17 protein-coding genes are annotated in these 21,031 nt (G+C 62.9%); 10 read left to right on the top strand and 7 right to left on the bottom strand.

Annotated features, from left to right (window positions below; genetic code table 11):
* The first annotated feature begins 128 nt into the window (after window positions 1–128).
* Window positions 129–1,754 (top strand): M28 family peptidase, encoded by a 1,626-nt coding sequence (locus ASN89_RS08060; RefSeq protein ID WP_058048913.1) that lies wholly within the window; start codon window positions 129–131, stop codon window positions 1,752–1,754.
* A gap of 88 nt (window positions 1,755–1,842) precedes the next feature.
* Here the strand turns inward: ASN89_RS08060 and ASN89_RS08065 are convergent, their stop codons facing one another.
* The 3 genes from ASN89_RS08065 to ASN89_RS08075 all read right to left on the bottom strand — a co-directional run bounded on the left by ASN89_RS08065 (window position 1,843) and on the right by ASN89_RS08075 (window position 6,115).
* Window positions 1,843–2,259, bottom strand: coding sequence for an SRPBCC family protein (locus ASN89_RS08065; RefSeq protein ID WP_082654475.1), 417 nt, complete (start codon window positions 2,257–2,259; stop codon window positions 1,843–1,845).
* Between the two features lie 140 nt (window positions 2,260–2,399).
* Window positions 2,400–3,098, bottom strand: a complete 699-nt coding sequence (locus ASN89_RS08070) for a dienelactone hydrolase family protein (RefSeq protein WP_046682193.1) — start codon at window positions 3,096–3,098, stop codon at window positions 2,400–2,402.
* 86 nt (window positions 3,099–3,184) lie between these two features.
* On the bottom strand, window positions 3,185–6,115 hold the full coding sequence (locus ASN89_RS08075) for a polymer-forming cytoskeletal protein (RefSeq protein WP_058048915.1): 2,931 nt from the start codon (window positions 6,113–6,115) through the stop codon (window positions 3,185–3,187).
* Between the two features lie 115 nt (window positions 6,116–6,230).
* On the opposite strand from ASN89_RS08075, the gene ASN89_RS08080 reads away from it, so the two are divergent.
* Window positions 6,231–7,235 carry a GlxA family transcriptional regulator gene (locus ASN89_RS08080; protein ID WP_046682191.1) on the top strand — a complete coding sequence of 335 codons (1,005 nt, stop codon included), beginning with the start codon at window positions 6,231–6,233 and terminating at the stop codon, window positions 7,233–7,235.
* A 12-nt stretch (window positions 7,236–7,247) separates the two neighbouring features.
* Here the strand turns inward: ASN89_RS08080 and ASN89_RS08085 are convergent, their stop codons facing one another.
* Both ASN89_RS08085 and ASN89_RS08090 read right to left on the bottom strand, forming a co-directional pair.
* Window positions 7,248–7,481 (bottom strand): hypothetical protein, encoded by a 234-nt coding sequence (locus ASN89_RS08085; RefSeq protein ID WP_046682190.1) that lies wholly within the window; start codon window positions 7,479–7,481, stop codon window positions 7,248–7,250.
* A 146-nt stretch (window positions 7,482–7,627) separates the two neighbouring features.
* The gene (locus ASN89_RS08090) at window positions 7,628–8,734 is read right to left on the bottom strand and encodes an S-(hydroxymethyl)glutathione dehydrogenase/class III alcohol dehydrogenase (RefSeq protein WP_034753481.1); all 1,107 of its coding nucleotides are present in this window, start codon (window positions 8,732–8,734) and stop codon (window positions 7,628–7,630) included.
* 214 nt (window positions 8,735–8,948) lie between these two features.
* Between ASN89_RS08090 and ASN89_RS08095 the strand changes: the two genes are divergently transcribed.
* The 3 genes from ASN89_RS08095 to ASN89_RS08105 all read left to right on the top strand — a co-directional run bounded on the left by ASN89_RS08095 (window position 8,949) and on the right by ASN89_RS08105 (window position 11,820).
* Complete coding sequence (locus tag ASN89_RS08095) at window positions 8,949–10,397, top strand: PQQ-dependent sugar dehydrogenase (RefSeq protein ID WP_058048917.1); 1,449 nt, start codon at window positions 8,949–8,951, stop codon at window positions 10,395–10,397.
* Window positions 10,398–10,515: 118 nt separating this feature from the next.
* Window positions 10,516–10,959, top strand: coding sequence for a thioesterase family protein (locus ASN89_RS08100; protein ID WP_046682188.1), 444 nt, complete (start codon window positions 10,516–10,518; stop codon window positions 10,957–10,959).
* 69 nt (window positions 10,960–11,028) lie between these two features.
* On the top strand, window positions 11,029–11,820 hold the full coding sequence (locus ASN89_RS08105; RefSeq protein ID WP_082654476.1) for a substrate-binding periplasmic protein: 792 nt from the start codon (window positions 11,029–11,031) through the stop codon (window positions 11,818–11,820).
* Between the two features lie 17 nt (window positions 11,821–11,837).
* On the opposite strand, the gene ASN89_RS08110 is transcribed toward ASN89_RS08105, so the two are convergent.
* Window positions 11,838–12,341: a DUF3016 domain-containing protein gene (locus ASN89_RS08110; protein ID WP_046682186.1), complete on the bottom strand. Its 504-nt coding sequence runs from the start codon at window positions 12,339–12,341 to the stop codon at window positions 11,838–11,840.
* 433 nt (window positions 12,342–12,774) lie between these two features.
* On the opposite strand from ASN89_RS08110, the gene ASN89_RS08115 reads away from it, so the two are divergent.
* Window positions 12,775–14,286 (top strand): DUF3369 domain-containing protein, encoded by a 1,512-nt coding sequence (locus ASN89_RS08115; RefSeq protein ID WP_046682185.1) that lies wholly within the window; start codon window positions 12,775–12,777, stop codon window positions 14,284–14,286.
* 91 nt (window positions 14,287–14,377) lie between these two features.
* Here the strand turns inward: ASN89_RS08115 and ASN89_RS08120 are convergent, their stop codons facing one another.
* A complete protein-coding gene (locus ASN89_RS08120) occupies window positions 14,378–16,324 on the bottom strand; it encodes a GAF domain-containing sensor histidine kinase (protein ID WP_058048919.1) in 1,947 nt (648 codons plus the stop codon).
* Window positions 16,325–16,509: 185 nt separating this feature from the next.
* Here ASN89_RS08120 and ASN89_RS08125 point away from each other — a divergent pair, with 185 nt between their 5' ends.
* From ASN89_RS08125 to ASN89_RS08140, 4 genes are all read left to right on the top strand, one after another.
* A complete protein-coding gene (locus ASN89_RS08125) occupies window positions 16,510–18,057 on the top strand; it encodes a C13 family peptidase (protein ID WP_058048920.1) in 1,548 nt (515 codons plus the stop codon).
* A gap of 42 nt (window positions 18,058–18,099) precedes the next feature.
* Complete coding sequence (gene czcI / locus ASN89_RS08130; RefSeq protein WP_058048921.1) at window positions 18,100–18,468, top strand: cation efflux protein, CzcI family; 369 nt, start codon at window positions 18,100–18,102, stop codon at window positions 18,466–18,468.
* A 91-nt stretch (window positions 18,469–18,559) separates the two neighbouring features.
* A complete protein-coding gene (locus ASN89_RS08135; protein WP_152988510.1) occupies window positions 18,560–19,792 on the top strand; it encodes a TolC family protein in 1,233 nt (410 codons plus the stop codon).
* A gap of 12 nt (window positions 19,793–19,804) precedes the next feature.
* Window positions 19,805–21,010 (top strand): efflux RND transporter periplasmic adaptor subunit, encoded by a 1,206-nt coding sequence (locus tag ASN89_RS08140; RefSeq protein WP_058048922.1) that lies wholly within the window; start codon window positions 19,805–19,807, stop codon window positions 21,008–21,010.
* Window positions 21,011–21,031 lie beyond the last annotated feature (21 nt).

Below are 21,031 nucleotides of genomic sequence, written 5' to 3' on the forward strand. Positions count from 1 at the left end.
TCCTTGTCGGTGGACCAGCAGCCATTGTGGCCGCAATCGGCTTGCACGCGCCGCGCGCTACGCCAGGGCATTGCGGTAGAGTAAGATTGTCGCTGCTTTGCTTTCCCGTATTCACTTTTGGAGTTGTCATGCGCTTTCCCATCGCCCTCGCCGCCAGCCTGTTCAGCACGGCCGCCCTCGCCCAACCGCTTGTTGCCGAAGCGCCCCTGCGCGCCCACCTGTCCTTCCTGGCCGACGACTTACTGGAAGGACGCGGCACGGGCCAGCGCGGCGGCGACCTGGCCGTGCGCTACCTGGAAACGCAGGCGGCCGTGGCCGGCCTGCAACCGTTGAAGGATGGCAGCTATCGTCAGGCGCTGACCATCGTCGGCAGCAAGGCCTTGCCATCGAGCAAAGTCACGTTCAGCGCGGGCGGCAAGACCTTGTCGCCCGCCTTCGGCAAGGACATCGTCTTTGGCGCGGCGAATGGCCAGCAGACAGTGGCGTTCGATGCGCCCGTCGTGTTCGCCGGCTATGGCATCCGCGCGCCAGAAGAAAACTGGGACGATTTCAAGGGCGTTGATTTAAAAGGAAAACTCGTCATCATGATGGTCAACGACCCGCAGCCCACAAGCACCGAGCCGAACCGCTTTGCCGGCAAGTCGCTGACCTATTACGGCCGCTGGGTCTACAAGTACGAGGAAGCGCTGCGCCAGGGTGCCGCCGGCGTGCTGCTGATACACACGACCGCATCGGCTTCGTATCCGTGGTCGGTGCCGGCCAACGGTTTCGGCCATGAACGCTTCAACCTGGCCGGCGCGGGCAATGCGATGGAAGGCTGGCTGCAGGAAGACATGGCGCGCGCGCTGTTCCAGGCGAGCGGACAGGACCTGGACGCCTTGCGCGCGCAGGCGGAAACGCGCGAGTTCCGCCCCGTCGCCTTGAACGCCACGGTCAAGGTGGCGCTGGATAGCCAGGTGCGCAGCATCGAGCAATTCAACGTGGCCGGCATCGTGCCGGGCACGGACCCGAAACTCAAGGACGAGGCCGTGATCTACTCGGCGCACTGGGATCACCTGGGCAAGGATGAAGAAGGCAGCGTCCAAGGTGTCAAACAGGGCCAGAGCGACCACATCTACAACGGCGCCATCGACAACGCCTCGGGCGCGGCTGCCCTGCTGGCCATGGCGCAAGTGGCAGTAAAACAGCCGGCGCGCCGCACGCAGATCTTCCTGTGGCCGGCCGGCGAAGAAACGGGCATGCTGGGTAGCACGGCCTACACGCGCGCGCCATTATGGCCGTTGGCCAAGACGGCCGCCGACCTGAACCTCGACAGCATGAATTTTGTTGGCAAGACGCACGACATCGGCGTGGCTGGCGCCGAGCGCAGCAGCCTGTATGCGAGCGCCGCCAAGGTGGCCAAGCGCATGGGCCTGCGCCTGGCGCCCACCATTCCCGACCTGTCCGGCGCGTTTTACCGGGCCGACCATTTTGCGTTTGCCAAGGCCGGCGTGCCCGCCTTCAACGTGGGCTCGGCCGTGTTTTCCGGCGATGGCTCGTTCGACTTCGTCCAGGAGCCGAAAGCATCGGGCGAGCGCCTGGTGGCGTTCAAGAAGGACTACCATCAGGTTACCGATGAGTACAACCCTTCGTGGGATCTGTCCGGCATGGTGCAGCAGGCGCAATTTACATTGAACCTGGGCTATGAAGTAGCCAACGACAGGAATTTGCCGGTATGGAACAAAGGCGAAGCGTTTGGGAAGGTGAAACGGTAACGTCAAGCGTAGGTCGGATTAGTGGGGCATCGCCCCGCGTAATCCGACAACATTGTTGGCACCGGTGGGAATGCCGGATTGCGCAGCTTCAGATTGCCATGATGCGTTTCAGGTCGACAAACGCCGTCTCATACAGATGCTGGAACGCGCCGACCATGACCTCTTCCACGCCTTCGGCCGCATCGAACTCGCTCGACCATTGCGCCACGCACTCGTTCGCGCCCGGCTCGCCCGTGACACGCAGGGTGGAACGGTAGTTCTTGACGGGGATCGGGCCCGAGACGATGGTGTAGCTGTAGCTCTTGTCCGCTTCGCTGTAGCTTTGCAGGCGTTCGGCGATGATGGCGCCATCCGTGGTTTTCAGGCGGCGCACGCGGCCGCCGTGCTCGGACAGGCTGGTCTTGATCGAGCTCGACCATTCAGCCAGCGACTGGAAGCCGCCGATAAAATCCCACACGCGTTCGGCGCTTGCCGCCAATGTTACAGAAACAATTACTTGGGCCATCTTTAATTCGGTTCCTCATCCAGGTTTGCCGGGCGCCGTGCCCGGCCGGCCGGAGTTGCCCGGCACAGCCGCTATTTTAACGCCCATGCAGCGTTGCTGCCGGGCGGAAAATAACGGCTGGCCAGCCCGGCGAGGCAGTCTTACAGATTTTCCGCCAAGAAAATCAAGGAATTGCCATGCGCCTGGGCGGCGGCGCGCTGCTGATAGCTGTCGCGGTGGGTGCAATTGAAACCGTGCTCGGCGCCCGGGTAGATATGGATTTCCACGTCTTGACGGTCTTCGAAGCGCTCGGCGATCTTTTGCACGGCTTCCGGCGGAATGTGGCTGTCCTGACCGCCAAAATGCATGAGCAGCGGCACCTTGATCCGGTCGGCCAGGTCCAGCTTGTTCTGGATGCCGCCGCCGTAATAGGCGATGGCTGCATCAACCAGGCCGGCCGCGGCTGCCTGGTACGACAACCGGCCGCCGAAGCAATAGCCGACCGAAGCGAGCTTGCCCGTCACTTCCGGACGCGCGCGCAGGGCGGCGACGGTGGCGGCGATATCGGCGTCGGCCTGCGGATTGTCGGTCGCCTGCATCAGCTCGACGGCGCGCTTCCAGCCCGCTTCGTCATAGCCCAGTTCGATGTGCGCGCCGGCGCGCCAGAACAGGTCGGGCACCAGCACCACGTAGCCATCGGCCGCGTACTGGTCGGCCACGGCGCGGATGTGCTCGTTGACGCCGAAAATTTCCTGCAACAGGATGATGGCGGGGCCCTTGCCCACGTGCGGCACGGCCAGGTAAGCCTGGAAACTGCCGTCCGGGCCGGCGATATCGATCCACTGCGAAGTTGTGCTCATAGAAACTCCAGTCTGAGGTTGGGGGAATGCCACAGCCACGCATGTTACTGGTTTTTCGCGCTGCCTGCCCCCGCCCTTGGTCCAGGCTAATACATCTCGCGCAGGTAAATCACGGGGCCCGACTTGAAGACGCCAAAGACGACGGTGCCGGTCGTACTGGGCAAGTACGACAGGCCCGGCACGGAAACGTCCACGCTGCCGGACTTGCCGACGCCGGGCGCCGCCAGGGTCAGCCGCCTATTCGGCGGCAAGATGCCATGGTTGACGGTATAAGTGCCGTCGGCCAGCTTGAAATCCGTGCACACCAGTGTTTTCTTGCAATTGGCAAACACTACCTGGGTGTTGCTGAACGCGCTGATGCTGTCCAGCAGACTCGTCACCCAGGTCTTGCCATCCCAATACTGCCCCTGCACCGCCAGGCGCACGGGATAGCGCTCGGAACCATAGTCATGCGGCACCATCAGGCGGCCTGTGAGCACGGTCAACTGCGCGTCAATGCCATCAGGCGACGCCGAGCTCACATTGCCGGCAGCCGGATAGCCATACGTCGCGCGCAGCAGTACATTCGTCGGCGATGCCAGCGCTTTCAGCTCTTTGGGCACGGCATAGGCGGCGGGAAAGCTGTAGGCGATGGTGCGCGTTGCAACGCCCTCCTTGAACCTGGTGACAGGTATGCCCGTCACGGCGGCAGGCACTGTTTCCCCATCCGTCAGCGTACTGCCGGACGGATCCGTTGGTGGATAGCTGTTCTTTACCGTGGCCGCGTCATAGGGAACCAGCGACAGTTGCGTTTTGTTGATGTCGCCATTCCTGGCGTCGAAGTTCTTCGTCTCCTTGGCAGCAGCGTTCCGGGCGCGGATGGTCAGGTCAAAAGGCTGGCGCGAATACACGGCACGGTTGCCGGCGCAGGCAAGCGGCGTGCTGCACGGGAAAGGGAGCTCCGTCTTCGCCCCCCCCGGGAGATCCACTTGCTTGATAACCAGTTCCGTCACGAAGTGATGCGGGTAAAAGAGCACGGCATCGCTGGCGCCCGACGACGTCAAGGTACTGTCCAGGTAACCTTTTTGCAGCGCGGCCGTGAAATTGATCTTGCCCACTTCAGGCCAGACCAGCGGCGGCGCCTCGATGGCGCCCCCTTTTTTCACGAAGTCGAGATCGCCGCCGACTTCCGGGTTGATTACGCCTGTGTAGACCGGCGCCAGCAGGCTACGATCGAGCACGACTTTTTGCACAGCGATATTGCTTTCGTTGCCAAAGTTCTTCGTCACGGCACCAGCCGCATTGACGGCCGATAACGTGATGGTCGCACCGGGCGTCAAGGGTGCAGCAGGCAGGCCCGCGCGCTGCGTCGGCGCCAGCTTTGTAAACAGGAATTGCTTCGGCGCCACGATGACCGTGCCGCTGCCGCTCATGTCCAAACCTTTGTCGCTGCCGCTGTCCGGCTTGTAGGAGGCTGTCAGGAGCAGCGCTCCCGCATCCGCATACAGCATGTTCGGCCTGGCCACGCCATCGGCGCCGAAAGTCACAATCACTTTGCTACTCAGCGCAGCACAACTGCTCTGGTCGCTGCCAGCCAGGGCAACATAACTATTTTTGCCGCTGTCAAAAATGCGCGCAGGCAATGTCCCCTTATCCGGGTTGCTGTACGCACAAGTCAAGTTCAACTCCTTGTTCTGGCCGGCGAACATGGGCACGCAAACGTCCTTGTTGCCGGACGAAGTCTGCAAGGCGCTGATTTCCAGTACGGCCGCGTCTTCAGCGTAGCGCGGAATGCCGCTCACCTGGAAGCCGCTGGCAAGGAAGCTGATCTGGCAATTGCTCGTGCTGCCGCCGCTCTTGCACACCAGCGCCCCCGTCGTGGCGGGCGTGCTGACCAGGCCGAGGGTGGCGATGCCCACCGTGGTCTGGCGCACCATGACATTGGCATTGACGCCGCTAGTATCGATCTGCGTCGGCACGCCGCCCGGGCTGACGGTGACGCTGGCGCCACTCTTGTAGAGCGCACTGCAGCTGGCATCGGCGCAGGCAGTCACCTTCACCGTGGGCGTCTGGCAAGTAAGCGCCGTCAGCGAATGCTCGATCTGGAAATGGTGCAATCCGCTCGGCGTACCGGGGCCGCACTTCGGCCCCATCGGTTCATTGAAGGCCCAGCCGCTGTTATTCGTCACGCAGCTGCACGGATTGGACGGCGTATAGGCCTTGCAGGTGATGGTTTGCTGCACCCGGCCCTGCCAGCCCAGAGTGATGTGGTCGACCTTGGCGTTGCCCGTGATATAGGCATTGGACGAGTCGAGCGTCACCTCGCCGGCATCCACGTTGCCCTTGATGCCATTGCCGGAGGCGATCGACAAGGAATTGCTTGCCTCCACGTCGCCCGTGACGAGCAGGCCGGACGCCTTCAGGTCGATCGTCGGCGATTTCAGGTTGCCCGTCACCTGGCTGCCCGAACCGATGGTCAGCGAGGTGGTCGCCGTGATATCGCCCTGGATGCGGGTATTGGCGGCCAGGATATTGACGACGCTACCGCTGATCGGCCCGTTGATGACCGAACCCGAGGCAATGTCCACCTGGCCCTTGGCGCTGATCTTGCCCGTCACCGTCACGTTGTTCGAGCCCATCTTGATGGTCGTGGCGGAAATATTCGCCGTGATCGTCTGTTCCTGCGCGCCCATGAGGAAAGTGCCGCCTTCGGCTGTCAAGCTTCCCCCCGTCACCTTCAGATTGGCCGGTTTGATGTCCTTGATGTCGAGATTTCCCTTGACCGTCAGCGCGGCGTTGCCGCTCATCGTCAAGCCCTGGTTATAGCTCATCGACAAGGAACTGTTCACCGTCACGCCGTTCCCGCTGGCAATGATGATGACGTCCGTGTCGGCCAGGTTGAGCGAAGCGCAAGTGTACAGATTGCCCACGCGGGAACAGTTGTCCACATCGCCGCCATTGAAGTTGAGCGTGACCGCGTGGGCAAGGGATGAGCCCAGCAATAATGTCAGGGCGGCAAAAAAGTGGAGTAAGCGCACGATATTCAGGAATCCGATGGGTGGGGAACCAGCGGGCGCGCCGATTATTTCATGCTAACCTACGCCATCGCTGTTGTTGCATTATGGCAGTATTTATCCCCCTCGCGCATATCGCATGATCAAGCAAAGCCCCAAAGAATTCCCCCTGCGCACCGTCGACATCATCGTCTATCCCGGCTTCAAGGCGCTCGAAGCCATTGGCGCCATGAAAGTGTTTGACTACGCCAACACCCATCTGCGCCTGCGCAAGCTGCCCGGCGGCTACGACGTGCGCATCGCCTCGACGGCCATCGGCCCGGTCGAATCGGACACGCTGATGTCGCTGCACGCCAGCAAGGCGCTCGACGCCAGCCGCCTGCCCGACCTGGCCGTCATCGTCGGCTGCCACCACGTCGAGCAAGTCTTGCAGGACATCCCCGCCCTCGCCGCCTGGGTGGCCGAGGCGGCGCCGCGCATCGATACCTTGGCGGCCCTGTGCACGGGCTGCTTCTTCCTGGCAGAAGCGGGCGTGCTCGACGGCAAGAGCGCGGCCACGCACTGGAGCGCCGTGGACAGCCTGCGCCAGCGCTATCCATTGATACAGGTCAATGCCGATGCGATTTTCGTACGGGAAGGGAAATTCTGGACGTCGGCCGGCGTGACGGCCGGCATCGATTTGGCGCTGGCCCTGGTGGAAGACGATTTCAGCCGCGATATCGCGCTGGAAGTGGCGCGCGACCTGGTCGTGTATTTGAAGCGGCCCGGCGGCCAGTCGCAGTTTTCCGTGCACCTGTCGAGCCAAATGACGACGCATCCGACCATGCGCCAGTTGCAGGGCTGGATCATGGAGCATCTTGCCGAAGAGCTCACCGTGCCGCTGCTGGCGGCCAGGCTGGCCATGAGCGAGCGCAATTTTACGCGCGTGTTCCAGCGCGAAACCGGCACCAGCCCCACGGAATTCATCGACACGGCCCGCTTCGAAGTGGCGCGCCGTTTGCTGGAGGACAATGTGTCTTCCTTAAAACAGGTGGCCGTGCAGGCGGGCTTGCATAGCGAGGACAGGCTGCGCCGCCTGTTTCAAAAGAAGCTCGCCATCACGCCGCGCGACTATCGCGAGCGTTTTTCCAGCACGGCGCGCTAGGCGCAGGGGAAATCAGCGCGACTTGTTGGTGCGCACGTGGCGCGTGGCCAGCTGCTGGCGGTGCCAGGCCAGCGGCGTAAACATCAGCGCGCACAGCAGATAGGTGGCCAGCAGCGCCAGCCAGATGGCGGGCGTGGCAAGGATGGCGGCATTGCTCCACCACAAGGCCAGCAGGGAAGACAGAGCCGCGCCGAGGAAGACGGGCAGCATGCGGCGCAAAGTCGCAAGATAGGCAGTGGCAAACATGAACGGCTCCCAAAGCAAGGCGGTGATGTCTTCACACTAGCAGGGGCAGGCAGCGAAGTACAGCGTGCCGCCCTGCCCCGTCCGTCAAGTGTTGCGCAATGAGTACAGTCCGATAGGATTAATACAACAGGATTAATCCACTACGATTAATACAAGACCACGGAACGGATCGATTCGCCGCTCTTCATCAGGTCGAAGCCTTCATTGATGCGTTCGAGCGGCAAGCGGTGCGTGATCAGGTCGTCGATGTTGAGCTTGCCTTCCATATACCAGTCGACGATCTTCGGCACGTCCGTACGCCCCCGCGCGCCGCCGAAGGCCGAACCGCGCCATTCGCGCCCCGTCACCAGTTGGAATGGACGGGTGGAAATTTCCTGGCCAGCCGCCGCCACGCCGATGATGAAGGACTTTCCCCAACCCTTGTGCGTGCACTCGAGCGCCTGGCGCATCAGGGTCGTGTTGCCCACGCATTCAAAACTGTAATCGGCGCCGCCGTCCGTCAGTTGCACGATGGCGTCGACGACGTTTTCCACTTCGTTCGGGTTGATGAAATGCGTCATGCCGAACTTGCGCGCGATGGCCTGGCGCGCCGGGTTGATGTCGATACCGATGATCTTGTCGGCGCCGACCATTTTCGCTGCCTGGATCACGTTCAGGCCGATGCCGCCCAGGCCAAACACGGCCACGTTGGCGCCCGCCTCGACCTTGGCCGAGAACAGGACGGCGCCCACGCCCGTCGTCACGCCGCAGCCGATGTAGCACACCTTGTCGAACGGCGCGTCGGAACGGATTTTTGCGAGAGCGATTTCCGGCACGACAATGTAGTTCGAGAACGTGGACGTGCCCATGTAATGGAACAGCGGCTGGCCATTGAGCGAAAAGCGGCTGGTCGCGTCCGGCATCAGGCCGCGGCCTTGCGTGGAACGGATGGCCTGGCACAGGTTGGTCTTTTGCGACAGGCAGAACTTGCACTGGCGGCATTCCGGCGTGTACAGGGGGATGACATGGTCATCCTTTTTCAGGGTCGTCACGCCCGGACCCACGTCGACGACGACGCCGGCGCCTTCATGGCCGAGGATGGCCGGGAAGATGCCTTCCGGATCGGCGCCGGACAGGGTGTAGTAATCGGTATGGCAAATGCCCGTGGCTTTCAGCTCGACCAGCACTTCGCCGGCGCGCGGGCCGGCCAGGTCGACTTCTTCGATGGTCAGCGGGGCGCCCGCCTTCCAGGCAATCGCGGCTTTGGTTTTCATGTGTATCATTCCTGCATCGGTTTCAGATGCGCCATTATCGGGCGCGTGAGGGCGTGACGGGACAGCTGACGCCGCGCTTGTCTGAAAACGCGGCGCATTTGTCCGATGGCGCCGCACGTTTGCGCCAGCGCAAACTTCCCAACACAAAGACGCGCATTCTTGGCACAAGCTCCTCCCTGGAGCAGCCGTTGCGTCGTTCCCGCAGGAGACTGACATGCGCCATCTACTTTCCCGCTTTCCCAGGCCCTGGCTGGCCCTGTTGCTGGCATGCTGCCTGGCCCTGCTGGCCGCCTGTGGCGGCGGCGACGACGACCCTGGGCCCGGCCCCACCACCGGCAGCCTGACGGTCACCATCGGCGGCTTGCCGGCCGGCGTGGCGGGCGCCGTCACGGTTACGGGACCTGCGTCCTACAGCAAGACGCTGACGGCAAGCTCGACCTTGACGGACCTGGCGCCCGGCGCCTACACGCTCAGCGCGGCCAGCGTGGCGCAAGGCACGGGGACGCTGGCACCCACGCCCGTCACGCAGCAGGTGCAAGTCAATGCGGGGGCGACGGCCAGCGCCAGCGTCCTGTATGCGGCGGCCACGCCGCTGGCGCTGGGCTTGCAGGAAGTGGCCAGCGGCTTGAACACGCCCATCTTCCTCACGGCGCCGCCCGGCGACAGCCGCTTGTTCATCATCGAACGGGCCGGCCGCATCCGCGTGGTGCAAAATGGCAATCTGCTGGCCACGCCCTTCCTCGACATCAGCGCCCTGACCACAACCAGCGGCGAACGGGGCTTGCTGTCGATGGCCTTCCATCCGCAGTACGCCAGCAATGGCTATTTCTTCCTGTACTACACCAACCTGGCCGGCGATATCGTCATCGAGCGCCGGCAAGTGTCGGCCGGCAGCGCCAACGTGGCCGATCCCCTGGCCGCGCTGACCATCCTCACGATTCCCCACCCCACGTTCAGCAACCACTATGGCGGCTTGCTCAGCTTTGGCCCGGACGGCTATCTGTATGCGGGCACGGGCGACGGCGGCAGCGGAGGCGACCCGCCCCGCAATGCGCAAAACACGAATGTCCTGCTGGGCAAGCTGCTGCGCCTGGACGTCAACGCCAGCAGTGTCGCCCAGCCGTACGCCATTCCACCCGGTAACCCATTTGCGACGGCAGGCGGACGCCCTGAAATCTGGGCCTACGGCTTGCGCAACCCGTGGCGCTACGCCTTCGATGTGCCGGCACAGCTGCTGTATATCGCCGACGTGGGCCAGGCCAACCTGGAGGAAGTCGATGTGCGCCCCGCAGGCCAGGCGGGCAACAACTATGGCTGGAACATCATGGAAGGCACGCAGTGCTACAACAGCGCCAGTTGCAGCCAGGCGGGACTGGTCTTGCCCGCCATCGAATACGGCCACGATACGGCTGGCGGCTGCTCGATCACGGGTGGCTATGTGTACCGGGGCACGGCCTTGCCTGAACTGGCGGGGCAATACCTGTATTCCGATTATTGCAGCGGCTGGCTGAAGAGTTTCAGCTACAGCAATGGCACGGCATCAGCCGTGAAAGACTGGGGCATCACGAACGTGGGCAATATCCTGTCGTTCGGCCAGGATGCGCAAAACGAGCTGTACATGCTGAGCGGCACGGGCAAGGTGTACAGGATTGTACGCAAATAAGCGTACGCAAGCAGTCATGGCGGCACACGCCTGAGGCAGCGTTTTTCGACGGCGCGCGGGGAACCGGCTAGAATTGGATTTTCCCGCCGCGCCCTGCGCCCCAGCCCAAGAGAACACCATGGCCCGTTTGAAACTTGAATTTCCCGAAGACCAGTATTGCTATTCCTCGCAACTGACGGTACGCACGACGGACATCAATGCCGGCAACCATCTCGGCAACGATTCCATGATTTCCATGATTTCCGAAGCGCGCGCCCGCTTCCTGTTCGAATATGGCGTACGCGACATCGAAGCGGACGGCAACGGCATCATCGTCACCGACCTGGCTACCACCTACCGCGCCGAAGCCCATGCGCGCGACCAGTTGCTGTTCGAAGTGGGTGTCATGGATTTCAATAAATATGGTGGCGACATTACCTTCCGCATCACGCGCCCGCGCGACAATACCCTGATCGCGATGGCCAAGTCCGGCTTTGTCTTCTTCAATTACAAGAGCAGCCAGGTCGTGCCCATGCCGGACGAGTTCGGCAGCAAGTTTCCACAGGTGAACTGGATCGATTGAGGGAGCGATTAAGCGGTCCCATGCCGCCATGCTGTATGCTTGCCAGGAAGACATTAAATCTGGAGCGGCATGCAATCAGCAATCACGGCAAGACTATGCCTGGCCTTGGCCCTGGCGCTGCTGGGCACGTTGCCGCCCGCCCTGGCCGCGCCGCAAACCGTCATCCTGTACGGCGACGATGACTATGCGCCGTACAGCTATGTGGAAAACGGCGCCTTCAAGGGCATGTATATCGACATCCTGCGCCAGGCGGCCGGCGCAATGCCCGGCTACCGGCTGGAACTGCAACCGCGCCCCTGGAAACGGGGGCTCGACGCGCTGGAAAAGGGCCAGGTTTTCGGCCTGTTTCCTCCCGGACAGAAGATGGAACGCTCATACGTACAACCATATTCGGCCATGCTGCACCGCGAATCGGTGGTGCTGTTTTGCCATGACGCCGTCATGCGCACGCCGCGCACGCACTTCCCGACCGACTTTGCCGGCCTGACCATCGGCGTCAACACGGGTTTTCTGCTGTCGGAAAAGCTGATGGCGCCGGCCCGCCAGGGACTGCTGCGCCTGGAGGCGGCCAAGGGCAATGAAGCGAACCTGAAGAAACTGGCCCTGCGGCGCATCGATTGCTACGCCAGCGACCGCGGCGCGGCACGCCACACGGCGCGCCAGCTGCAAGGCGAACTGGCCCGCTACGGTTTTCAATTGCACGAAGTGCTGGAACTGTCGTCCGAAGCCACCTACATCGCCTACAGCGCGCACAATACGCCTTCCTACAAGGCCGATTTCATCGAGAAGATGAATGCCGCCCTGCTCACCATGCGGCAGAACGGCGAGCTGGCGCGCATCGAAGGCGCTTACCTGCGCTGAAAGTGGCGCAGCGGTGCTTATTTGCGCGTGTGGCGCTTGAGCTTGACGCCAAAGGTGTCGGCATACCAGTCGTCGATCATCAGCTTTTCATAGCGCAACTTTTCAGTGCTGAAATAAGGATTGATACGGCTCAGGTACGACATGTCGGACAGGGCCGCATTGCCGCTGCTGATGACCTTGCCATCCTGTTCCAGCACATAGTGCAGGCGCAGGCGCGGCCAGTCGACCCGGCCATTCATGACGCGGATATCCTGGCCCGCACGCAGGGAAGGATTCTCGCGTCCCGCCAGATCTACGTCCGTGACGTCGATTTTCAAGGTCTGCCCGGGTGGCAGCGCCGTACCCAGCTTCTCGAAATGCCGGGTCAGCTCCTTCAGTACGTCTTCCCGCTCATGCGGGTCAAACGGCACGTCCGTGAATTGATCCGGCTTACTGAAATGCACTTCGGTTCCTGCCCAGGCCGCGCTGCTGGCCAACAAGGCCAGTCCGGCGATCAGGGCGCGCGTCGTTTGCTTTTGCATGATGTACCCTTTCAGGAAATGTGAGTGGCATGGTGCCACTTCTTATGCCTGTCCAATATAGCGCGCTCCAGCCCATTCTGACGCGCAATTCATACCTTGTTACTTTTTCGGCTTGCCGTTGGAAAGGCGGAGCGCCGCTTTTTTTTGCGGATTCATTGGCAATATTAATTAAAACAAAGTATTGTCTTGAAAATATAGTTGCCTAAGCGATAAAGTATAGATAGTCTCGGCGGCATGCATTTAAAGTGCTTTTTTAGCACGTGTGTTGCATGATTTTAGTCAATTGTTCTTGCTTATTGTTAATACTTAGCTGTCAGTCTACAATCGACAAAATGCGCCCGAAAAACGCGCAACGCCGATCATGCGCACAGGAATTCCTGGCGCGGGCGTCTCAGCATTGCGTCAGTTATGCCTTTTAGCGGAACTCGCCCTTATGTCATTTTTGTCTTCAGCATCGCCCAAGTTACCTCCCTGGAAAGTCCTGCTCGTCGATGATGAACCCGACATCCACGACATCACCAAACTGACGCTGAGCCGTTTCCGCCTCGAGGGCCGCGCCCTGAGCTTCGTGCACGCGTACAGCGGCGCCGAAGCCAAGCAGGTGCTGGCGCGCGAAGAAGGCATCGCGCTCGTCTTCCTCGACGTGGTCATGGAACGCGAAGACAGCGGCCTGGAAGTGGCGCGCTGGATGCGCGAAGACCTGGGCAACCAGTTTACGCGCATCGTGCTGCGCACGGGACAGCCGGGACAGGCGCCGGAAGAACGCGTGATCGTCAACTACGACATCAACGACTACAAGGAAAAGACGGAACTGGACCGCACCAAGCTGTTCACCACCACTTTTGCCGCCCTGCGCGCCTACCGCGACATCATGAAGGTGGAAGAAGCGCGCCAGGCCCAGCTCCATTACCGCGAAGGCCTGGAAAGAGTCATCGCCGCCTCGGCGCACATCTTCAAGCAGCGCAACCTGCGCGACTTCGCCAGCGGCCTGCTGCAGCAAGTCGTCGCCCTGCTGCGCCTGGAAACGAGCATGCTGCTGCGCCTGCGCGGCGCCAGCGCCATCACGGGCGAACAGGACTATGAAATCCTCGCGCAGATCGGCGACCATGAAGCCGATGGCGGCATTCTCAGCCCGTCCCTGCTGTCGCAACTGGACGACGCGAAGAGCAACAAGATCTCGCGCCTGCACGGCGACACCTATGTCGGCTATTTTCCAAACAGCAGCGGCAAGGCGTCCTTACTGGTATTGAAAGGCGTGGAAGAAATCTCCGACCTCGACGCGCAATTGCTGGAAGTATTCTGCTCGGGCGTGGCGATCGCCTTCGACAACATCCTGCTGACGCAGGAAATCACCGATACCCAGGCCGAGCTGATCCTGCGCCTGGGCGACGTGGTCGAATCGCGCTCGCATGAAGGCGGCAACCACGTGCGCCGCATGGCCGAAGTGTGCCAGTTGCTGGCGCAGGCCTCGGGCATGTCGGAAGAGGAAACCATGGTGCTGCGCCACGCGGCGCCCATGCACGACATCGGCAAGATTTCCACGCCCGACGCCGTCCTGCTCAAACCGGGCAAGCTCGATGCGGCCGAATGGGAAATCATGAAGCAGCATCCGACGGTGGGCATGTCCATCCTCGACGGCTCGCAGCGTCCCCTGTTGAAGGCGGCAGCCGTGATCGCCCACCAGCACCATGAAAAATTCGACGGCAGCGGCTACCCGCAAGGCCTGGTCGGCGAAAGCATCCACAAATACGCGCGCATCGCCGCCGTCGCCGACGTCTTCGACGCCCTCATGCACAAGCGCTGCTACAAGGATGCCTGGCCTCTGGAGCGCGTCGTCAGCTACCTGCGCGAAGTGAGCGGCAGCCACCTCGATCCGCAGTATGTGGAGTTGCTGATTGCGAATCTGGATGAAGCGCTGGCGCTGAATCAGCGTTTCCCGGATTAGGGAACGGCGTAGGTCGGATTAGCGGCGAAGCCGCGTAATCCGACATCACCACCGGCCACGTCAACAATGTTGTCGGATTACGGCCTGCGGCCTAATCCGACCTACGTGGTTCTAATGGGAAGCGTATCTTGTAATGCAACCCCATGCCGGGCGCACTAACCACCTTCACCGTCCCGCCCAGCGGTCCCGTCACCAGGTTGTACAGAATATGCGCACCGAGGCCACTGCCGCCCGAGCCCCGCTTGGTCGTGAAGAAGGGGTCGAACAGCTGGCCCAGGGTGGCGCTGTCCATGCCCATGCCGTCGTCGCTGTAATCGAGTTCCAGCATGTCGCCGGCCGTCCTTGCGGACAGCTTGATCTTGCCCGGTTCGCCTTCGGCAAAGCCATGCACCAGTGAATTGACCACCATGTTCGTGACGATCTGCGAGACGGCGCCCGGATAGCTGCGCAGCTGCACTTCAGGCGCGCAGTCGATCTCCACCTTGACCGGCTTGCCCTTGAGCTTGGGTTGCAGGGACAGCAGAATTTCATCGAGGTATTTGCGCAGATTAAAGCTGCGCAATTCGTCCGACGACTGGTCCACGGCCACCTGCTTGAAGCTGCGCACCAGCGCCGCGGCGCGCTGCGTGTTGGTCGTCATGATGCGCAGGGTCTGGTCGATGATGTCGAAGAATTGCCGCAAGCCGTCTTCATCGAGCTGGCCGCCTTCCAGGTCTTCGCGCGTGAGCTTCAATTCCTGTACCAGGTGGCTGGTGGCCGTCACGCAGATGCCCAGCGGCGTATTGATTTCATGCGCCACGCCCGCCACCAGGCGACCCAGCGAGGCCAGTTTTTCCTGGCGCACCAGTTCCGACTGCGCTTCCTGCAAGGCGCTCAAGGCGCTGTTCAGGGCCGCGTTCTGCTCTTCCAGCGCTTCCTTGGCCTGGCGCATGGCGCTGTCGGCCTGGATGCGGGCCATCGCCACGGCCACGTGGCTGGCCATGAAGGCCAGCACGTCCAGTTCCGCCTGGCCATACACAACGGACTCATCGTAGCTTTGCACGATGATCACGCCATACTTGCGCTCGCCCAGCAGCATGGGCGCGCCCATCCAGCTGGCGATGCCGACATTGCCCAACGGCTCGTCCATCTCGCCGCTGGCCACCAGCGCCGCATAGCTGCTGGCATCCAGCAGGCAAGCCTGGCGCCGCGCCAGCACGTACGAGCTCATGCCGATACCATAGTGAAAGCGTTTTACGGGCGCCTGCGCATCCTTCTCGTCGACAAAATACGGGATCGTGATGTCCTTGTTGTCCGGGTGGTACAGGGCGATGAGGAAATTCTTCGCCGTCACCAGCTCGCTGATGATGGCATGCAGGCGCGCATACAGGGTGGTCGCGTCGGCCGCCTGCGCCGACAGGTTGGCGATTTCATACAGCGCATGCTGCAGGTTTTCCGCGCGGCGCCGCTCGGCCACCTCGTGCGCCAGCAAGGCCGTGCGCTCCTGCACCGCCTTTTCCAGCCTGTCCATGCTTTGCATGCCTTGCAGGGCGCTCGACACGTGCGTGGCGATCAGCGCGAACAGGGCCTGGTCTTCCAGGCTGAAACGGTGCTGGGCGTCATAGCTCTGGATGACGATGGCGCCCAGCACCTGATGCTGCTGATCCAGCAGCGGACAGCCGATCCAGTGCTCGGCCTCCGTGCCGCCGCCCCAGGCGCCGCCGCCGATGGCGCGCATGGCGTCGTCCTCGGCCGTCATCACCAGCTGCTTGCGGTTGACGATGACCCACGCCGTGGGCGACTGCGCGGCGCTGGCCAGGCGCACGCCCTCGTCCGGATCGGGTGCGGCGTCGAATTCATCGACAAAATACGGAAAGCGCACGAGGCCGTCGTCGTGGTCGCTGAGCGCCACGTAAAAGTTCGCCGCATACATGATGCGCCCCAGCGCCGCATGCACCGCCTGCAGGAATTCGCTGATATCGCTGCAGGTGCTCGAGCGCTGCCCGATTTCCAGCAACACGGTTTGAACGGCTTCCAGACGGCTGAGGCGGCTTTCCATGGGTGACTATGTACCTTGTGCAAGTATATGTTCTGAAAATCAATATTATCAGTTCAGCCCAGCCTTGGCACGGCATAAAACGGAGAATCTTGCCTTGAGGCAGAGCAACACACGCCACGCGCGCATTTGCCACGCTGGCAATACGGTGGCAGACTAGGCCCCTTCCTACAGACCAGACCGTCCTCATGACCGCCACGCTACGCGCTTCGCTTCGTCCCTACACCCTCGCCGGCCTGCTGGCCTTTGCCGCGCTGGGCATGCCGCCGCTGTGCGCCGCGCCAGCCAAGGCGCCGGCGGCGGAAACGGCCGATGGCGGACGCTATTTCGGCCCCCTCGTCGACGGCAAGATGCAGGGCCAGGGCCGGCTCGAATACGCGAGCGGCGCATTCTACGAAGGGGGCTTCGCGCGCGGCGTGTTTTCCGGCCAGGGCAAGCTGCGCCAGGCCTCCGGCGTTGAATACACGGGCGCCTTCCGCCAGGGCGCCTTCGATGGCATCGGCCGCTACACTTCGCCCAAGGGAGAAATCTATGCGGGCAGCTTCGTCAAGGGCAGCTTCGAGGGACAAGGCCGCTTCCAGGGCGCCGACGGCGCCACCTTCGAAGGCCATTTCAAGCACTGGCGCCCGCACGGCGCCGGCAAGCTGACCGACACGGACGGCACCGTCTTCGAAGGCGACTTTGTCCAGGGCCAGGTGCAGGGCAAGGCCAAGGTCACCACCAGCGACGGCATCCATTACGAAGGCGAACTGAAAGACTGGAAATTCGAAGGCGACGGCGTGCTGCGCACGGCCGAGGGCGACGAATACCGGGGCGGCTTCAAGAATGGCCAGTTCGACGGCCAGGGCGTGCTGCGCTACGCCGTGGCGCAGGCCGATGGCCGGCGCGAAGACAGCGGCAACTGGACGGAAGGCCAGCTGGACGACCCGGCCCTGGACAAGCTCACGCGCGACAATATCGAGCTGGCCCTGTACAACCAGCGCAGCCTGCTAGACGGCGCCCTGGCCCGCATCGCGCCGCGCGATCCAGCGAAAAAAATCAATCTGTATTTGCTGGGCGTGGCCGGCGATGGCGCGCAGGAAGTGTTTCACCGCGAAACGGCCTTCGTGCAGCGCCAGTTCGACCGCGATTACGGCACCGTGGGCCGCTCATTGATGCTCGTCAACAGCCGCAACACAGTGGCGCAGCAGCCGATGGCCACGCGCACCAGCATCGGCAGCAGCCTCGACGCCCTGGGCGCGAAGATGGACAAGCAGAACGACATCCTGTTCCTGTTTCTCACCAGCCACGGCTCGCCCGAACACGAACTGGCGCTGGCGCAAAACGGCATGGACTTGCACAGCCTGCCCGCGCAGGAGCTGGCGTCCATGCTCAAGCACAGCGGCATCCGCTGGAAGGTCATCGTGATCTCGGCCTGCTATGCGGGCGGATTCATTGCGCCATTAAAAGATGACAACACCCTCATCATCACGGCCGCGCGCAGCGACCGCACCTCGTTCGGCTGCGACGACCAGAACGATTTTACGTATTTCAGCGAAGCGTATTTCAAGGAAGCGCTGCCCAAGAGCGCCGGCTTTGCGGAAGCGTTCGACAAGGCCAAAGTGCTGGTGCAGGCGCGCGAGGCGGCCGATTTCCGCGAAGGCGGCATGGAGACGGAAGAGCATTCCGAGCCGCAGCTGTTTCAGGGCAAGGCCATCGCCGCGCAACTGAAGGCGTGGCGCGCCCAGCCGCGCTAAGCGCGGCACTGCCTTCCGTCTTTCTGTACAATAGTCGTCACCATGCGCCGATTCTTCCTCATTTTGCTGCTGTTCGTGCTTCCGCTCCAGATGTCCTGGGCCGCGGCGAGCGCGTATTGCCTGCACGAGGAAGGCAAGGCGGCGCAGCACCTGGGCCACCACAGCCACCAGCACAAGGCGGATGCGGACAAGCAGCCCGCCGGTGACAAAAAGGTGGCGGACCAGCAGAAAAAAGGCCAGCCGCACAGCGATTGCAACGTCTGCCACGGCATCGGCCATGCATGGCTGCCGGCCGGCTCCAGCCTGCCCGTCGGCGACATGGCGTCCGTGAACGCGGACACCTCCCCCTTCTTTTACGCTTCCCACATCCCGGACGCTCCCAAGCGCCCTGACTGGTCGTCGGCCATCTAGGCCGACGGGACGTTTCAATCACTTTTCGCAGTAAGTCAGGCGCAGGCCTGCACGTCCCGTCGAATTCTTTTTCCGTACCTTGGAGAATTCGATGTACCGATCCATTTTCTTGCTATCCGCTGGCCTGCTGGCCGGCAACCTTGTCCACGCGCAATCCAGCGTGGAACCCGCCGCACCGTTGACCCTGCCCGCCGCGCTGGCCCTGGCCGAGGGCGGCAACGCCACCCTGTCCGCCGCCCGCCACGAACTGGCGGCACAGGGCGGCGCCCTGCAGCAGGCGCGCGCCCTGCCCAATCCGGAACTGCAAACCGTGCTGGAAGACACGCGGCGCGCCACGCGCAGCACCACCGTGCAACTGAACCAGCTTATCGAACTGGGCGGCAAACGGGGGGCGCGCGCCGCCGTCGCCCAGCGCAGCGCGGACTTGGCGCAAGCGGGCCTGTCAATGCAGCAAGCCGACACGCGCGCCGCCGTCACTTCCGCCTTTCTCGACGTGCTGGCGGCGCAGGAAGGCTTGCGCCTGGCCGACAGCGCGCAAGCCCTGGCCGCGCGCGCCAGCGACATCACGGCCCGTAGAGTGACGGCCGGCAAGGCTTCGCCCGTCGAGGAAACGCGCGCCAAGGTCGCCGAAGCGAGCGTGCGGCTGGAGCTGAACCTGGCCCGCAGCACCCTGACCAGCGCCCGCAAGCGCCTGGCCGCCCTGTGGGGCAACGCCACGCCGCGCTTCAGCGTCGCCGAAGGACGCCTGGAAACCTTGCCGGAGCTGCCCCCGGCCAGCGAACTGGCGGCGCGCCTGGAGCAAGCCCCGGCCGTGCGCCAGGCGCAAAGCGCGCTGGCCCAGCGGCAAGCCATGCTGGACGTGGAACAGCGGCGCGCCACGCCCGACGTCACCGTCAGCATCGGCATGAAGCGCTCGGAAGAACTGGGCCGCAATCAGGCCATCATCGGCCTGGCCTTGCCGCTGCCCCTGTTCGACCGCAACGCCGGCAACAAACTCGACGCACTGCGCCGCAGCGACAAGGCCAGCGACGAGCTGGCCGCCGCCCGCATCGCCGTGCAAACGGACGTGGCCGCCGCCACCGAACGCCTGGCCACGGCCCGGCTCGACGTGGAAAGCTTGCGCCGCGACATCTTGCCCGGCGCGCAAAGCGCCTATGACGCGGCCAGCAAGGGCTTCGAGTTCGGCAAGTTCGCCTTCCTCGACGTGCTCGACGCCCAGCGCACCTTGCTGCAAGCTAAAAACCAATACCTGCGCGCGCTGACGGAAGCGCAACACGCCGCCGCCGACATCGAGCGCCTGCTGGGCGCCCCTGCCTCCCTGTAAGGAACACCATCCATGAACATCACACTCAACAAAAAGCAGGCGATCGCCATCGGCACCATCGCGGCCGCCGGCATCGTGCTGGCCATCCTCATCCTCGGCACGGGCAAGTCCAGCGCCCCTTCGGTCCCTGCCGCCAAGGCGGAAGCACATGCGGAAAAGAAAGACGAACACGGCCACGAAGAAGTGGAAGGCAAGCTGGAATTGACGGCGGCGCAAAGCAAGGCCGCCGGCGTCGTCATCGCCACGGCCGCGCCTGGCCGCATCAAGACGACGGTCGCCCTGCCCGGCGAAATCCGTTTCAATGAAGACCGCACGGCCCACGTCGTGCCGCGCCTGGCTGGCGTGGTGGAAGCCGTGCAGGCGGACCTGGGCCAGCTGGTGAAAAAGGGACAAGTGCTGGCCGTCATCGCCAGCACGGAATTGTCGGAACAGCGCAGCGCATTGCTTTCCGCGCAGCGGCGCCTGTCGCTGGCCCGCTCCACGTATGAGCGCGAAGAAAAACTGTGGCGCGAGAAAATTTCGGCCGAACAGGATTATCTGCAAGCGCAGCAGGCGTGGCGCGAAGCGGAAATCGCCGTGCAAAATGCGCAGCAAAAGCTCAGCGCGCTGGGCGCCACGAGTACCAGCAAAGGTCCGCTGAACCGCTATGAGATCCGCGCGCCGTTCGACGGCATGGTGCTGGAAAAACACATCACCCTGGGCGAAGCCGTCAAGGAAGACGCGAACATCTTCGTCATTTCCGACCTGTCGACGGTGTGGGCGGAAATCGCCGTGCCGGCCAAGGACCTGGCCACCGTGCGCATGGGAGGCAAGGCGGAAGTGAAAGCGTCCGCGTTTGACGCCAGCGCGCAAGGCACGATCACCTACGTGGGCGCGCTGCTCGGCGAGCAGACGCGCACGGCCAAGGCACGCATCAGCTTGCAGAACCCCGACATGGCCTGGCGCCCGGGCCTGTTCGTCACGGTGGAAGTGGTGTCCGGCGAAGCGGACGCGCCCGTCACCGTGCACAGCACGGCCATCCAGACGGTGGAAGACAAGCCCGTCGTCTTCGTGCAGGTGAAAGATGGCTACCAGGCCACGCCCGTGGTGCCGGGCCGCAGCGATGGCACATTGACGCACATCAAGCAGGGTCTGGCCGCCGGCACGCCGTATGCGGCGCAAGGCAGTTTTGTCCTGAAGTCCGAGCTGGGCAAGGACTCCGCCGGCCACGAACACTGATCACGTCAAAGCTAAGGAAAC

The sequence above is a fragment of the Janthinobacterium sp. Ant5-2-1 genome, assembly GCF_001445815.1.
GTDB lineage: Bacteria > Pseudomonadota > Gammaproteobacteria > Burkholderiales > Burkholderiaceae_D > Janthinobacterium > Janthinobacterium lividum_E.

Bases quoted from the DNA above. Each gene is read 5' to 3' on its own strand.
- ASN89_RS08120 (WP_058048919.1), bottom strand. From the start codon at position 16,324: ATGGAAAGCCGCCTCAGCCGTCTGGAAGCCGTTCAAACCGTGTTGCTG.
- ASN89_RS08095 (WP_058048917.1), top strand. From the start codon at position 8,949: ATGCGCCATCTACTTTCCCGCTTTCCCAGGCCCTGGCTGGCCCTGTTG.
- ASN89_RS08085 (WP_046682190.1), bottom strand. From the start codon at position 7,481: ATGTTTGCCACTGCCTATCTTGCGACTTTGCGCCGCATGCTGCCCGTC.
- czcI (WP_058048921.1), top strand. From the start codon at position 18,100: ATGCGCCGATTCTTCCTCATTTTGCTGCTGTTCGTGCTTCCGCTCCAG.
- ASN89_RS08140 (WP_058048922.1), top strand. From the start codon at position 19,805: ATGAACATCACACTCAACAAAAAGCAGGCGATCGCCATCGGCACCATC.
- ASN89_RS08125 (WP_058048920.1), top strand. From the start codon at position 16,510: ATGACCGCCACGCTACGCGCTTCGCTTCGTCCCTACACCCTCGCCGGC.
- ASN89_RS08090 (WP_034753481.1), bottom strand. From the start codon at position 8,734: ATGAAAACCAAAGCCGCGATTGCCTGGAAGGCGGGCGCCCCGCTGACC.
- ASN89_RS08135 (WP_152988510.1), top strand. From the start codon at position 18,560: ATGTACCGATCCATTTTCTTGCTATCCGCTGGCCTGCTGGCCGGCAAC.
- ASN89_RS08105 (WP_082654476.1), top strand. From the start codon at position 11,029: ATGCAATCAGCAATCACGGCAAGACTATGCCTGGCCTTGGCCCTGGCG.
- ASN89_RS08080 (WP_046682191.1), top strand. From the start codon at position 6,231: ATGATCAAGCAAAGCCCCAAAGAATTCCCCCTGCGCACCGTCGACATC.
- ASN89_RS08100 (WP_046682188.1), top strand. From the start codon at position 10,516: ATGGCCCGTTTGAAACTTGAATTTCCCGAAGACCAGTATTGCTATTCC.
- ASN89_RS08110 (WP_046682186.1), bottom strand. From the start codon at position 12,341: ATGCAAAAGCAAACGACGCGCGCCCTGATCGCCGGACTGGCCTTGTTG.
- ASN89_RS08070 (WP_046682193.1), bottom strand. From the start codon at position 3,098: ATGAGCACAACTTCGCAGTGGATCGATATCGCCGGCCCGGACGGCAGT.
- ASN89_RS08115 (WP_046682185.1), top strand. From the start codon at position 12,775: ATGTCATTTTTGTCTTCAGCATCGCCCAAGTTACCTCCCTGGAAAGTC.
- ASN89_RS08060 (WP_058048913.1), top strand. From the start codon at position 129: ATGCGCTTTCCCATCGCCCTCGCCGCCAGCCTGTTCAGCACGGCCGCC.
- ASN89_RS08065 (WP_082654475.1), bottom strand. From the start codon at position 2,259: ATGGCCCAAGTAATTGTTTCTGTAACATTGGCGGCAAGCGCCGAACGC.